This window comes from Micromonospora sp. NPDC047620, assembly GCF_043205005.1.
Lineage (GTDB): Bacteria > Actinomycetota > Actinomycetes > Mycobacteriales > Micromonosporaceae > Micromonospora.
Genome location: NZ_JBIDDG010000003.1, coordinates 135,558 through 148,671 on the forward strand (window position 1 = coordinate 135,558; position 13,114 = coordinate 148,671).

Genomic DNA, 13,114 nt, shown 5'->3' on the forward strand with positions numbered 1-13,114 from the left:
CCGCGCCGTGATCGCCAGCACCTCGGAGTTGGTGGTCACGGCGCACACAGCCCCGGCGCCGCAGCGTCCCCCGTCACACTGACCGGCTGGGCCTGGTGTCCCGAGGGACAGGACCCCGGACATGCGGTGCCCAGGTGGCAGGTTTCTTCGGAGGCGACGTCCACGTGTCGACGTCGTGAAGGGGCAACTGACCTGACGGCGGTGTCAACCTCACCGTCATGTCCGCCGTCGACCACCGCGTCGTCGGTGCCGCCTCCGGGGTTCTGCAGACTTCGCTCCAGTTGGGTGCGTCCCTCGGCCTCGCCCTGCTCGTCTTCGCGCAGGCGCGCTTGGGCACGCCCGGTGCATTCATCACCGCGGCCGTGTTCGTGGCGCTCGCGCTCATCGCCCCGTCGGTTCGCGACCGCCGCCACGCGACGGATGCGCAGTAGCCCATGTGTGCGGGGAGGGGGGCGGAAGAGCCCTCCCCGCCGCCCGGTGCGCTTGGGCGGAGGACCCATGGGCTGATACGGTGGGTGGCATGGGACTGATTGAGGTCGACAGAATCTAGCCACCGAACTGCCGGTGGCTTTCACTCATGTGGGCAGCGCCCACACCGGTGAATGATCGTTCCCTGACGCAGCGTGAGTCCGCCCACCCCGGGCGTCGATACCCCTGCGTGAACCTCGCCGGCACATTCGCACCACACCGACCTCGGTCCAGAGTGCGTGCCTGCGAACGCGCGACTTCGATCCTCTCCGTACTCATCCGTCCATCGCCCGTCACCCAGCCAGCGGCCTGACGGCGCGGACGGGTGTGCCTCGGCAGGTCCGATCGAATCTCTCGCCGCATCGACTCACGGCCCGTGGTCGGTTGTCCCGCCAGCTCCGCTGGCAGCCACAACCACTCACGAAAGGCCATCGCCATGCAGCACCGTACGTCGCGTTCCCGAACCCGCCACCGCCGCGCCCATTGGAAGACCAGCGCTCCGGCGCTCACCACCTGCACGAATCCCGCCTGCGGCAAGCCCACGTCGCCACACCGCGCCTGCCAGCACTGCGGCTTCTACCGGGGTCGCGAGGTCTTTCCTCCCAAGGGCGGCGACTCGTGAACACCGCCCTGACCACGAGGAGCCGCTGGATGCGCATTCGCGATCATCTTGCACAGACCGGCGCTCTGGCGTTCCGATTCCGCCAGCTCATCACCGCGTGGCAGAGTTCGACGGCCGAGACGTTCGCCGACGTCCACGCACTGCCGGCCGGCCTGCGCGCCGATCTTGCAGAGCAGTTTGGCCCGCGGCTGCATCCGCTGACCCCGTTGGAAGTGCAACGAGACGAGCAGGTCGAGAAGGTGCTCTTCGCATCCGACACCGGTGCCCGCATCGAGACCGTCGTCTCGCACTATCGAGCCGGATGGGACTCCATGTGCATCTCGTCGCAGGCCGGGTGCGGCCTGGGCTGCACCTTCTGCGCGACCGGCGCGGTGGGCCTGGTCCGCAATCTCACCCCCGACGAGATCGTCGCGCAGGTGATGCACCCGCACTGGACCCGCGAAGGGCTGCCCAGGCCCGCGAGCGTCGCGTTCATGGGAATGGGGGAGGCGCTCGCCAACCCCCACGTCTTCGACGCGCTCACCCTGCTGACCGACGCCGGATACGCGGGGATGTCCGCACGTCGGGTCACGGTGTCGACCGTGGGGTTCGCGCCGAACCTGGCACGCCTGGTCGACGAGCATCCGCAGGTGACGATCACCCTGTCCGTGCACTCGCCGTTCACGCAGCAGCGGGCGCGCATCGTCCCCCTCGAGGAACGGTTCCCGCTCGCGCGGAGCCTCGACATCCTCGACCGGCATGCCGCCACGAGCCGCCGAAAGGTCTACCTCGCCTATCTGCTCATCGCCGATGTCAACGACAGCGACGACCACCTCGCCGCTCTCGCCGAACTGGTCCACGAGCGGTCCCGACCCGAGCTGTTCCACGTCAGCGTCATCCGCTACAACGAGGCGATCGGTGCGGCACCGGACTACCGCGCCCCGTCCTCCACCCGAGTGGACGACTTCGTGCGCCGGCTCACCGTGCGGGGTGTGCACGCGACCAGACGCCGACAGTTCGGCACCGGCATCGACGCCGCCTGCGGGCAGCTCCACGGCAAGTACCTCGCCGCGAACCCTTCGGTCGCCGCTCCCATCGACACCGAACTGATCCCAGTCACACCCGTCCACAGCTGACGGGACGAAAGAAGAGATACACCAACCATGTCTACGAAGTCCGCGATCACACTCCGCGATCTGACCTTCGAATGGCCGGACGGGACCGTTGCGCTTTCCGGCGCCAACGGCACGTTTGGCATCGGCCGCACCGGCCTGATCGGCCGCAACGGCGCCGGGAAGTCGACCCTGCTTCGGCTCGTCGCAGGCATCTTGCAGCCGACCGCCGGGCAGATCAATACCATCGGCGAGGTCGGATACCTACCGCAGACGCTTACGCTCCGGCACGAGACGACGATCGCCGAACTCCTCGGAATCGACGGGATCATCGCCGCGATGAAGGCCATCGAGTCCGGCGACGTCAACGAGCGCCACTTCGACACCATCGGTGACGACTGGGACATCGAGTCCCGCGCAGACGAGGCTCTCCACCAGATCGGATTCGCCGCCGCGGACCTCGACCGTCGCGTGGCCGAGATCTCCGGCGGGGAGGCGATGCTCATCGCCATCACCGGCTTGCGCATCCGCCGTACCCCGATCACCCTCCTCGACGAGCCCACCAACAACCTCGACCGCCCCACGCGCGCCAAGCTCGCCGAGTTCGTCGACCAGTGGCCCGGGACGCTCGTGGTGGTCAGCCACGACTTCGAGCTGCTGGAGCATATGGACAACACCACCGAGCTCTACGCCGGCACGCTCGACACCTTCGGCGGCCCCTACAGCGCATGGAAGGAACATCAGGAGCAGGAGCAAGCGGCGGCGGTCCAGGCTGCGCGGTCGGCGCAGCAGGCGCTCAAGGTGGAGAAGCGGCAGCGCGTCGAGGCCGAGACGAAGCTAGCGCGCAGGGAGCGCACCGCGAAGAAGACCCAGAAGGACGGCGGCATCCCGAAGATCCTGGCCGGCAACCGCGCCAGCAAGGCTCAAGCATCGGCGGGCTCGTTGCGCTCAACGCTCGACGACAAGGTCCAGACGGCCCAAGCCGCTGTCGACGCCGCGGACGCTCGCGTCCGCGAAGAGGAACACATCCATCTCGTCCTGCCCGATCCCGACGTCCCGCGTGGCAGGCGCCTTGCAGAGCTGGAGGACCAGGACCGCACGATCGTGATCCAAGGGCCGGAGCGAGTCGCGCTCGTCGGAGCGAACGGCACCGGAAAGTCGACCCTGATCGAACAGCTTCTCCGGGGCACGACTCCTACCCCCGATCGACCGCAGGGGCTCCTGGTGACAGAGCTAGTCGGCTACCTCCCGCAGCGCCTCGACGGGCTCGATGACGACGCCAGCGCTATGTCGAACGTGCAAGCGGTAGCGCCGGGGACACCGGCGGGTACGATCCGTAACCAGCTCGCCCGCCTACTCCTACGTGGCGACAGTGTCGATCGGCCGGTTCGCACGCTCTCTGGCGGCGAGCGGTTCCGTGTTTCCCTCGCACGGCTCCTCCTGGCGGAGCCGCCGGCTCAACTGCTGGTCTTGGACGAGCCAACGAACAACCTCGACATCGCCAGCGTCGAACAGCTCGCGGAAGCTCTCGACGCATACCGTGGAGCGCTCCTCATCGTCAGCCACGACTTCGCGTTCCTCGAGCGGATCGGCGTCGACGCGGTCATCGAACTCGACAGGGACGGGCGCATGCATCAACGCCGAGACCTGAACATCTGACGGTCTTGGATCGCGCGGGACGAGGTGGTCGAAGAGCAGGCGGGTCACGGTTCGGCTGGCCCGCCTGTTCCTTCGCTGGGAACTATTCACACCAGCCACACCTTCGGCTTTGCCATGGTTTTCTCCATCCTTCGGTTCCACAGGCCTTTCCCTTCCGAAGGTGGTGCCGACGTCGACGTCGACGTCGACGCGCCAGTACGGCAGCCGCCGTTCGAGGCGTCGCTGGTCGGTCGCACATTCCAAGCGCTTGCTTGACAAGCAGCTACTGTCGCATTGAGACTCCAAGCGTGTCTTTGGAATCGGACCCCGGACGGCGGGTCGTCAGTGATCCGCTCGCACTGCGGGCGCTTGCGCATCCCTTACGTCTCAAGCTCTGTGCTCTCGTCGGTCGTGAGGGATCGCTCACCGCTGCGGCCGCCGCCCGGCAGCTCGGCATTAGTCAGGCGCTCGCATCGCATCATCTCCGGCAGCTCGCCAAGTACGGCTTTGTCGAACAGGCCGACGCCGGCGACAACCGCGAGCGGCCCTGGCGGATTACCGCTGTCTCGCACCGGTTCGAGGCGGCGGGCGGGTCGGCCGAGGCATGGGAATCGGTCGAGCTACTCGACCGCCATTTCGTCGAACAGGCCGCTGCCCAACTTGAGGACTGGCAGCAGCGCCGCGCTGACGAAGATCCGCGCTGGGCTGAGCACGCGGGCGTCTCGCAGAGTCTGCTCTACCTCACAGTGGAAGAGTTTGCCGAGCTCAAACAGCGGTGGGACGAGTTGGTGGCACCGCTCGCCCACCGTCGACCGGCCGGCGATGCAGGTAGCCGGCCTGTCGACGCGGTACCGGTGAATCTGACGCTCGTGGCCGCGCCGCTACGTCCGACGCCGTCGGGAGGATGACGTGCGACGGCTCTGGCGGATCCTCGCCAGCAACGGAGACTTGCGTTTGTTGCTGGCCGCGAACCTGATCTCACTGACGGGTGACTGGATTCTGCGGACCGGGCTCGCCTACCAGGTCTATGTCATGACCGGCTCCACGCTCGCGTCCGCGGGCTCGGTCCTGGCCTCGCTGCTTCCGCAGATCGCGCTCGGATCGGTCGCGGGCGTCTACGCCGACCGATGGGACCGCCGGCGCACCATGGTCGTCACCAACCTGCTGATGGTCGTGGCCTTGCTCCCACTGCTCGCCGTGCAGCACGCAGGTCAGGTTTGGCTGGTCTACCTGGTGATCGCGGTGCAAAGCTGCCTCGCGCCGTTCTTCACCTCCGCCGAGGCCGCGCTCGTGCCGTCCCTGGTGGCGGACCACCACCTCGTCACGGTCAACTCGCTCAACGGCCAGGCCCGCGACGTCGCTCGCCTGGGCGGCGCCGCGCTGGGCGGGGTGATCGCGGCAATCGGCGGCGTTGCCCTGCTGGGCCTCGCGGACATGATGACCTTCGCGCTCGCGGCCGGGCTGCTGTGGCGGATCCGTACCCGGCCTCGATCCGGCTCGGCGATACGTCCGCATGTCCTGAAGGAATGGGTTGAAGGCATGCGTATCGGGCTTTCCAGCCGGGTCCTGCAGGTCTTCCTGGCGTTCACCGTCATCACCGGTATCGGCGAGGCGATCATGGGCACGCTAATTGCGCCGTTCGTACGCGACGTACTGGGCGGCGACGCCCGCGCTTTCGGTGTGATCATGGCAGCCCAGGCGGTCGGCGGCATCGTGGGAGGCCTTGCCGCAACGCTGATCGGGCACCACTTCGCACCCCGGGCGATGTTCGGCTGGGGAACGCTCGCATTCGGCGCACTGGACTTGGTGCTGTTCCTGTATCCGCTGGCTACGCATACGCTCTGGCCTGCGCCGGTACTCATCGCGCTCGTGGGGCTGCCGGCCGCGTTCCTGACCGCTGGCGGCATGACCGTCTTTCAGAACGCGACAACCGACAACCACCGCGGGCGGGTTTTCGGAGCGATGGCCGCCGTGAACGGCTCGGCGATGCTGCTCGGCACGATCGCGGCGGGCACCCTCGGTGAACGCATCGGCATCCTGCCGGTCCTGGTCACGCAAGGTGCAGCCTACTGCCTGGCCGGTGTAGTCGTGCTGCTCGCCCTCCCAATACCGCCACCGATGCGGCGTCAGCACCGTGGACGCGAGGCCGCCACCGCGTGATCGTCTGTGCGTTGTGGAAACAACATCAGATCTGGCGGTGGCCGCGTGCCACAGCGTAAGCCCTTTCCGATGGCGACAGGTTCTGGCCGGGGTGCTCGTCGACCCAGCCCAGGTTGATATAGCGCCACAGATTCACCACCTGCTCGTGCGACGTCACTCGTGCGGAGGCCGGCCCTTCAACCCTCCCTGTTCCGGCTCATGAAGGCGCTTGTGCAGGAGGCGAAACGTCCTACATCTTCGCCTACCAGCTTCTCGCCCGGCCTCAGTCGAGCAGGGCGAGGAACCGGCGGAGGGCGGGGTTCGTGCTGTCGCGTGGCCAGGCCAGGGCGACGTCCACGGTGGGTGTCGGGGCGGTGAACCGGCGCAGCCGTACCTCGCGCAGCCGCAGCGCGCGGGCGCGGCCGGCCGGGACGGCCGCGACCACGTCTCCCTGCGCCACCGCCCGCAGCAGCTGCTCGTCGTCCGGCTCCTGCCGGACGAGCCGGAACCCGCCGTGCGGCCAGACCTGGGCAATCGTACGGTCGAACATGCCGGGGCCGTTCTCGCGCGGCCACATCACGGCTGGCAGGTCGACCACCTCGACCCGACTGACCCGGCGGCGGCTGGCGGCGAGGGGGTGACCTGCGGGCAGGGCCAGCAGCAGCTCCTCGGTGTCGACCGTCCGGCAGGCCAACGCCGGTTCGTCGACAGGCGGGCGGACGAACGCCACGTCGAGCCGGCCGGCGAGCAGGCCGGCCACGTTCGGCGCCGTCCAGGCCGTCTCCGGGACCACCTCGATGTCCGGGTGGGCGGCCCGGAACCGGGCGACCAGCGCGTCGACCCGGCCGCCCCGCGCCGACCGCGTGTACGCAAGCCGGAGCCGGCCGCCCCGCCCGCGTACCAGGTCCCGGATGCGGGCGGTCCCCGCGTCTACCTCGGCGAGCAGCCGGGCGGCCTCGTCGGCGACCCGCGCCCCCACCTCCGTCAGCGTGCAGCCCCGGCTGGTGCGGTGCACGAGCGGCACGCCGAGCTGGCGTTCCAGGGCCCGGATCTGCTGGCTGAGCGCGGGCTGGGCGACGCGCAGCCGGGCGGCGGCCCGGGTGAAGTGCAGTTCTTCGGCGAGCACGGCGAAGTAACGCAGCCGCCGCACGTCCAACCAGGCGTCCAGGGTCGGCGCGTCGGACATGGACCGATCATAAGCCCCGCTTATCGCCGGCTGTCCGATCCGTCTTGGACGGCGGCCCGCCGGGACGGCGACGATCCGAGGCCAACGGCACGAGCGAGGGAGCGGACGATGACAGCATCGACGGACGTGGTGGTGGTCGGGGGTGGGGTCGTCGGGATGACGGCGGCAGTCACCCTCCAGCAGCGGGGGGCACGGGTGACCGTGCTGGCCGCCGACGACCCGGCGGACACGGTGTCCACGGTGGCCGCCGCCGTCTGGTACCCAAGCCACACCGACCAGGACCCGCGGGTGCTGCGCTGGGCGCGGGAGACCCACACGGAGCTGGGCCGCCAGGCCGCGGACGGTGTGCCGGGGGTCGTCGAGCGGCCGACCCGGATGCTGCTGCGCCACCCGTACGCCGGCCCGCCCTGGTGGGCGGAGGCGTGCGGGGACCTGGTGGCGGAGCCGGCGCGACCGCCGTACACGGCGCTGCTGCGGTTCACCGCGCCGACGGTGGAGATGACGCCATACCTGGCCTGGCTACGGCAGCGGCTGGAGGCCGGCGGCGGGCGGGTGCTGCGTCGCCGGGTGCGGCGGCTCGCCGACGCGTTCGACACCGCGCCGACGGTCGTCAACGCGACGGGTCTGGCCGCCGGCCAGCTCGCCGCCGACCCGGCCGTGCACCCGGTGCGCGGGCATCTGGTGCTGGTGGCGAACCCGGGCCTGACCGTCTCGGTGCGCGACGAGGACGACCCGGCCGGGATCACGTACGTGCACCCGCGCCGGCACGACGTGGTGCTCGGAGGCACATACCAGCCGGGGGTGGGGCACACCGCGCCCGACCCGGACACGGCGGCGGCGATCCGGCGCCGCTGCGTCGCGCTGGTGCCGGAGTTGGCCGAGGCGCCGGTGCTCGGCGAGCGGATCGGGCTGCGGCCGGCCCGGCACGGCGGCCCGCGGGTCGAGGTGGACCCGGAGCCGGCGGGCCCGCGCGGCAGCCGGCTCGTGCACGCGTACGGCCACGGCGGGGCGGGGGTCACCCTGTCCTGGGGGTGCGCCGCCGAGGTGGCGGATCTCGCCCTGGGCGGCTGACGGCGGCCCCCGTCTGCCGCTGGATGCCGGAATCCGGGACGAGCATGCGCGCCGGTTCATAGGCTGGCGATCGGGAGCACGTCGGGAGGCTGGCGGAGGGCATCGTGGGCAACGTGATCAGGGACGCTCTGCAGGGCGTCCAGGAGGTCGAGATCACCGTGACCGGCCGGAAGACCGGGCGGCAGATCTCGCACCCGGTGTGGTTCGTGCAGGAGGAAGACAGCGTCTTCCTGGTGCCGATCACCGGCTCGGACAGCGACTGGTACAAGAACGTCCGGCGGACCCCGTTCGTCCAGCTGGCCGCGAACGGCACGGCCCTGAGCTCGAGCGCCACCCCCATCACCGACGCCGACCGGGTCAACCACGTCGTCGAGATGTTCTGCCAGAAGTACGGCGCCGACCAGGTCGAGGCGCAGTACCCCAAGCACGACGTCGCCGTCCAGGTCCCACTCGGCTGACCCGACACCACATCGACGGCCAGCGGAGAGGTGTCAGTCGCTGGGGCTACTCGATGTGTCGGTAGCCGAGCCACATTCCCGCAGCGCGGTCGCACCTCATGAACCGAGGGCCGTCGGCCTGAGATGCAACCGCGCTGCCGGAGGACGGCTCACTCGTTGCGGGCGGTCTCCGGGCCGGTGATCCGCCGCAGCAGCGGCAGCGTCGAGGCGACGATGCCCAGCGACACCGCCAACCCACCGACCACCATGAGGTAGAACGACGGCTTCGGCGCCAGCAGTGTGTAGCCCAGCTGCGCCCGCAGGAACAGATGCGCGGCCAGGAACCCGGTCCCGATCGCCACCGCCGCGACGATCAGCAGCGGCGCGACGGTCTCCAGCGCGACCACCCGGCGCAGGGTGCGCAGTTGCACCCCGGTGAGCCGCAGCATGCTGAACGGCCGCCGCCGGTCGCTCAGCCCGCCGGCCACGCTCACCGCCAGGCTGCAACCCGCGATCGGCAGGCTGGCCAGCATCACCACGTTGGCCAGCTGCTGGAACTGCCTCAGCAGCCGCGCGGAACTCGACTCCCATTCGGCGGTGCTGGTCGGGAAGCGATCCGTCGGGAACGCGTCGATCAGCATCGTCCGGGCCCGCTCGAACGCGGAGCGGCTGGTCGTGTCGACGACCACGGACACGATCGGCTGCCGGTCGACCTGCGCGGGTTCGATGTCGGCGGCCTCCCAGACGTACGTGTCGTTGGTCAGGTCGAACGCGCGCAAGCCGATGAGGTCGGCGCTCACGGCCGCGACCCTCGCGCCCGCAGGGCAGCTGCCGTACGCCGCCAGGCGGTCCAGCTCGGCGCAGGTGATTATGCCGTGCCACCCGTCCGGGTCGGGGTTGCGGTGCACCACGGTCACGCTGCGTACCCCGGGGATCGCCGCGAGCCCGGCCGGGATCTGGTCCGGGGCCGGGGCGGGACCGTCCTCGGGCCAGAAGATCTTCGACAGTGACGTGGCGGCCACCGAGTCGGTGCGCGGCTCGCCGCGGTTGGCGATGTACGTGGTGATCGTGCCGGTCGCCACGCTGGTCACGAACAGCGCCACGATCAGCCCACTCACGGACCGGAACCCCGCCTGTGGGTTGTCCGCCAGGCGGCGCGCGGCGATGAGCGTGGCGGGTCGGCTCGCCCGCCCGGCCAGCAGCCGCGCGGCGATCATGGTCAGCCACGGCCCGGCCAGCACCAGCCCGACCAGGATCAGCAGAAACCCCGAGAGGTACGCGGTGAGCTGGCCGTTGGTCGTGGCGGGACGCCGGCCGATGAAGTACGTCAGTTCGGCGAGCCCGGCGACCAGCGGGATGAGCCGCCAGGCGCGCGGCGGCTTCGGCGTCACCCGCCGGCTCACGCCCAGCGGCGAGATCTGCACCCGCCGCAGGGCCAGCCAGGAGGCCACGACGGCGCCGACCGGAATGCCGAGCGCGACCAGCAGGAGGTCGACGATCGTGAGAGAGAGGTCGGCGGCGAAGAACGGCTCGCCGGTGAACGGGATCGCCGCGAGGCCGGGCCGGAACGCGAAGAACAGGCCGAACCCGGCGGCGGTCCCGGCGACGGCGGCGAGTGTCGACTCGACCGCCGAGATCAGCGAGATCTGCCGTGGCGTGGCGCCGACCAGCCGCATCGCGGCGAAGCGCTGCTCCCGGCGGGTGGCGGCCAGCCGGGTTGCGGTGCCGATGAAGATGAGCACCGGGAAGAGCAGTGCGGCCGCGACCACGGACAGCACGAGCGCCATGCCGTCGCCGTTGATGCCGACATAGCAGCCGTTGGCGCAGCCCTCCGGTGAGGTGGTCATGATCTGGGTGACCTGGCGGGCACCCAGGTGCTCCAGGTCGGCGGGCAGGCGGCCGATGACGATCAGCAGCGAGTCCGGAGAGGGCAACGCCTCCCGGCCGATCGTGCCGACCTCGTGGCCGGGGAAGCGGTCACCGAGTTCCGCGGCCGGGGTGGCCCGCAGCAGCTCGCCGAGGGCGGGTGAGACGTAGTACTCGCCAGGCCCCGGCAGGCGCGGGATGCCCGGCGGCAGGGGCGCGTCCGGGCCGGTCGCCGCGACCTCGACCCGGCCGATGGACGTGCCCTGGTAGTAGTCCTCCCGGATGAGCCACCACAGCGGGTCGACCGAGGGATCGGAGGAGGCCGGCGCGACGGCGGTGTTGAGCCATGCGTTCCGCTGGTTCTGTGCGCCGACCGCGTTCATACCGGCGACTGTCGCCAGGAGCATGCCGACGCCGAGCGCCACCGCGGCGGCGATGACGACGAGCCGGGTGGCGGCTTCCCGCCCGCCGGCCACGGACAGCCGTACCGCGAACCGGATCATGCGGGCACCAGCGCGTTCACCTTGCCGTCGCGCACGATGACCTGCCGGTCGGCGTACGCGGCGACGCGGGCCTCGTGGGTGACGAGCACGACGGTCGTGCCCTGCTCCCGGGCGGAGGCGACCAGGAGGTTCATGACCTGCTCGCCGGTCAGCGAGTCGAGCGCCCCGGTCGGCTCGTCGGCGAACAGCGCCCCGGGCCGGGCGACCAGGCCGCGGGCCAGCGCGACCCGTTGCGCCTGGCCGCCGGAGAGTTCACCGGAGCGGCGCCGCTCCAGCCCGGCCAGGCCGAGCCGCTCGAACCAGGGCCGCGCCTCCGTGAGCGCCGCGGCCCGCTTGACGCCGTTCAGCAGCAGCGGCAGCGCGACGTTCTCCTCCGCGGTCAGCTCCGGTACGAGCTGTCCGAACTGGAACACGAACCCGAACTGGTCCCGGCGCAGGATGCTGCGCTCCTGCTCGCCCAGGGCGTCGATCCGGCGGCCGTCGAAGTGGATCTCGCCGGCGTCCGGCACGAGGATCGCGGCCAGGCAGTGCAGCAGGGTGGACTTGCCGGAACCGCTCGGGCCCATGATGGCGACGATCTCGCCCGGGGCCACCGAGACGCTGGCGCCTCGCAGCGCCGGCGTCTCGCCGAAGGACAAATGGACGTCGCGCGCCTCGATCGCCTTCATCCGCGTACCACCTTCTTGAGGGCGTCCAACCGGGCGACCGTGGTGTCGATCCAGTGCAGGTCGGCTTCCAGGTGGAACAGGCCGTGGTCGGCCAGCATGGTGTCGACCAGGTTGCCGTTGCGCTTGATCTCGGTGAGTTCCGTCATCCGCCGCAGGTGCGTGGCGCGCTGCGTGTCGAGGTATTCGTCGGCGGGGCGGTCGAGCATGAGCGCCAGCACGACCTTGGTGAACAGCACGGTCTGCAGGTTGGGCTCGGCCTCGACCGGCTCGGTCAGCCACGACTCGAACTCGGTCGCGCCCCGGTCGGTGATGACGTAGCGCTTGCGTTCGGGGCCGACGCCCGGCTCGACCTCACCGACCACGATCTTGCCGTCGCGGACGAGCCGGCCGAGGGTCGCGTAGACCTGGCCGAACGGCAGCGGCTTGCCGCGGTTGAAGAAGGAGTCGTAGTCGCGCTTCAGGTCGTAGCCGTGGCTGGGCTCGCGTTCGAGCAGGCCGAGGAGGGTCATGGGAACGCTCATGGCGGCCACCATACCCCGAGCGTATACCTCGCGTATATACCTCGCGCGTATATCAGCGTCCGTCGGTCGCGGGCGTGGGCGCCCGACCTGCCACGGCGGTGGCACCGACGGGCCCGGCCGACGCCACCGGGGTCAGTGCGAAGTGGACCGTACGCCCGGTCTTTGCCCGCCCGAGCCAGTGCGTCAACGGCACCACCACCCCTTGCAGCAGCGGGTGCTTGCGCACCAGCGTCCGGCTGGCCGCCCGGTGCTCGGCCCCGGTCAACCGCCGCGCCTCGGCCTCGACCGCCGCCCCGGTCGGCTTTCCCAGCCCGGTCGACGGGGCCACGGTTACCCGCGGGTTGTTGCGGATCCGCCTGGTCTTCCACGCCTTCTCGAAACTGCGCACGTACGCCCGATCCCCCGCCACCGCGATGCTCACCGCCGCGGCCACGGCCGTGCCGTCGCGCTTGTACGTCGTCAGCACCACCGTCTTCTGGCGGGCCAGCGGTGCCCAGGCGGCGGACGGGGCGGGATCGACGTACCCAACCACCCAGCCCAGCCGCCGCAGCCGGGCCACCAGCGCGACCAGGGCGAGTACGGCGGACAGGCCGACCAGCCAGGTCTGCGCGGCGCTGCCGCCGGCGTCCGCGTCGACCAGGTGCGAGACCGTGTGCGCCGCCCCGCCGACCAAATATCCAGCGAGGGCGACGGCCAGGGCGTCGGCCCAGATCAGCGCCAGCAGCAGGGTCACCCCGATGCCGAGCTGGAACGACCCCACGTCGTGCACGAAGTGCTCGTGCGGTGGGAAGTTCACCGCCGAACTGAAGGAGAAGGGCCGCAACAGGGCCCACCCACCGATGATCACCGACGCCGCGCCGAGCAGCGCGGCCACCCCACGTCCAAGGCTTCTCATGCCCCTGAG

Annotated in this window: 15 protein-coding genes; 9 read left to right on the plus strand and 6 right to left on the minus strand. The window is 70.6% G+C overall.

Annotated elements, in window-relative coordinates:
* Positions 1-218 precede the first annotated feature (218 nt).
* From ACGF5C_RS04840 to ACGF5C_RS04870, 7 genes are all read left to right on the plus strand, one after another.
* Positions 219-431, plus strand: a complete 213-nt coding sequence (locus tag ACGF5C_RS04840) for a hypothetical protein (RefSeq protein WP_393296710.1) — start codon at positions 219-221, stop codon at positions 429-431.
* A 473-nt stretch (positions 432-904) separates the two neighbouring features.
* On the plus strand, positions 905-1,090 hold the full coding sequence (gene rpmF, locus ACGF5C_RS04845; RefSeq protein ID WP_393296712.1) for a 50S ribosomal protein L32: 186 nt from the start codon (positions 905-907) through the stop codon (positions 1,088-1,090).
* Positions 1,087-2,205 carry a radical SAM protein gene (locus ACGF5C_RS04850; RefSeq protein WP_393296714.1) on the plus strand — a complete coding sequence of 373 codons (1,119 nt, stop codon included), beginning with the start codon at positions 1,087-1,089 and terminating at the stop codon, positions 2,203-2,205. The genes rpmF and ACGF5C_RS04850 overlap by 4 nt, the downstream gene beginning before the upstream one ends.
* Positions 2,206-2,232: 27 nt before the next feature.
* A complete protein-coding gene (locus tag ACGF5C_RS04855) occupies positions 2,233-3,840 on the plus strand; it encodes an ABC-F family ATP-binding cassette domain-containing protein (RefSeq protein ID WP_393296716.1) in 1,608 nt (535 codons plus the stop codon).
* A gap of 24 nt (positions 3,841-3,864) precedes the next feature.
* Positions 3,865-4,095, plus strand: a complete 231-nt coding sequence (locus tag ACGF5C_RS04860; protein ID WP_393296718.1) for a hypothetical protein — start codon at positions 3,865-3,867, stop codon at positions 4,093-4,095.
* 32 nt (positions 4,096-4,127) lie between these two features.
* Entirely contained in the window at positions 4,128-4,727 is a 600-nt protein-coding gene (locus ACGF5C_RS04865) for an ArsR/SmtB family transcription factor (RefSeq protein ID WP_393296720.1), read from the plus strand.
* Between the two features lies 1 nt (position 4,728).
* Positions 4,729-5,979: an MFS transporter gene (locus ACGF5C_RS04870; RefSeq protein WP_393296722.1), complete on the plus strand. Its 1,251-nt coding sequence runs from the start codon at positions 4,729-4,731 to the stop codon at positions 5,977-5,979.
* 25 nt (positions 5,980-6,004) lie between these two features.
* Here ACGF5C_RS04870 and ACGF5C_RS04875 read toward each other — a convergent pair whose 3' ends face one another.
* Positions 6,005-6,136, minus strand: coding sequence for a hypothetical protein (locus ACGF5C_RS04875; RefSeq protein WP_393296724.1), 132 nt, complete (start codon positions 6,134-6,136; stop codon positions 6,005-6,007).
* 105 nt (positions 6,137-6,241) lie between these two features.
* Positions 6,242-7,144 (minus strand): LysR family transcriptional regulator, encoded by a 903-nt coding sequence (locus ACGF5C_RS04880; protein WP_393296726.1) that lies wholly within the window; start codon positions 7,142-7,144, stop codon positions 6,242-6,244.
* Positions 7,145-7,252: 108 nt separating this feature from the next.
* Here ACGF5C_RS04880 and ACGF5C_RS04885 point away from each other — a divergent pair, with 108 nt between their 5' ends.
* Complete coding sequence (locus tag ACGF5C_RS04885) at positions 7,253-8,215, plus strand: FAD-dependent oxidoreductase (protein WP_393296728.1); 963 nt, start codon at positions 7,253-7,255, stop codon at positions 8,213-8,215.
* Positions 8,216-8,328: 113 nt separating this feature from the next.
* Complete coding sequence (locus ACGF5C_RS04890; RefSeq protein ID WP_393296730.1) at positions 8,329-8,673, plus strand: nitroreductase/quinone reductase family protein; 345 nt, start codon at positions 8,329-8,331, stop codon at positions 8,671-8,673.
* 149 nt (positions 8,674-8,822) lie between these two features.
* Here the strand turns inward: ACGF5C_RS04890 and ACGF5C_RS04895 are convergent, their stop codons facing one another.
* From ACGF5C_RS04895 to ACGF5C_RS04910, 4 genes are read right to left on the minus strand one after another with little or no spacing between them, the layout of a single operon-like run.
* Positions 8,823-11,021 carry an FtsX-like permease family protein gene (locus ACGF5C_RS04895; protein WP_393296732.1) on the minus strand — a complete coding sequence of 733 codons (2,199 nt, stop codon included), beginning with the start codon at positions 11,019-11,021 and terminating at the stop codon, positions 8,823-8,825.
* On the minus strand, positions 11,018-11,689 hold the full coding sequence (locus ACGF5C_RS04900; protein ID WP_393296734.1) for an ABC transporter ATP-binding protein: 672 nt from the start codon (positions 11,687-11,689) through the stop codon (positions 11,018-11,020). Before ACGF5C_RS04900 ends, ACGF5C_RS04895 begins: the two co-directional genes overlap by 4 nt.
* Entirely contained in the window at positions 11,686-12,210 is a 525-nt protein-coding gene (locus tag ACGF5C_RS04905) for a PadR family transcriptional regulator (RefSeq protein ID WP_393296736.1), read from the minus strand. The genes ACGF5C_RS04900 and ACGF5C_RS04905 overlap by 4 nt, the downstream gene beginning before the upstream one ends.
* A 52-nt stretch (positions 12,211-12,262) precedes the next feature.
* Positions 12,263-13,105, minus strand: coding sequence for a PPOX class F420-dependent oxidoreductase (locus ACGF5C_RS04910; RefSeq protein WP_393296738.1), 843 nt, complete (start codon positions 13,103-13,105; stop codon positions 12,263-12,265).
* Between the last annotated feature and the right edge of the window lie 9 nt (positions 13,106-13,114).

What these genes read in the sequence shown, in the direction of transcription:
- ACGF5C_RS04840 (WP_393296710.1), top strand. Translation starts at nt 219, where the DNA reads ATGTCCGCCGTCGACCACCGCGTCGTCGGTGCCGCCTCCGGGGTTCTG.
- rpmF (WP_393296712.1), top strand. Translation starts at nt 905, where the DNA reads ATGCAGCACCGTACGTCGCGTTCCCGAACCCGCCACCGCCGCGCCCAT.
- ACGF5C_RS04855 (WP_393296716.1), top strand. Translation starts at nt 2,233, where the DNA reads ATGTCTACGAAGTCCGCGATCACACTCCGCGATCTGACCTTCGAATGG.
- ACGF5C_RS04880 (WP_393296726.1), bottom strand. Translation starts at nt 7,144, where the DNA reads ATGTCCGACGCGCCGACCCTGGACGCCTGGTTGGACGTGCGGCGGCTG.
- ACGF5C_RS04885 (WP_393296728.1), top strand. Translation starts at nt 7,253, where the DNA reads ATGACAGCATCGACGGACGTGGTGGTGGTCGGGGGTGGGGTCGTCGGG.
- ACGF5C_RS04895 (WP_393296732.1), bottom strand. Translation starts at nt 11,021, where the DNA reads ATGATCCGGTTCGCGGTACGGCTGTCCGTGGCCGGCGGGCGGGAAGCC.
- ACGF5C_RS04900 (WP_393296734.1), bottom strand. Translation starts at nt 11,689, where the DNA reads ATGAAGGCGATCGAGGCGCGCGACGTCCATTTGTCCTTCGGCGAGACG.
- ACGF5C_RS04905 (WP_393296736.1), bottom strand. Translation starts at nt 12,210, where the DNA reads ATGAGCGTTCCCATGACCCTCCTCGGCCTGCTCGAACGCGAGCCCAGC.
- ACGF5C_RS04910 (WP_393296738.1), bottom strand. Translation starts at nt 13,105, where the DNA reads ATGAGAAGCCTTGGACGTGGGGTGGCCGCGCTGCTCGGCGCGGCGTCG.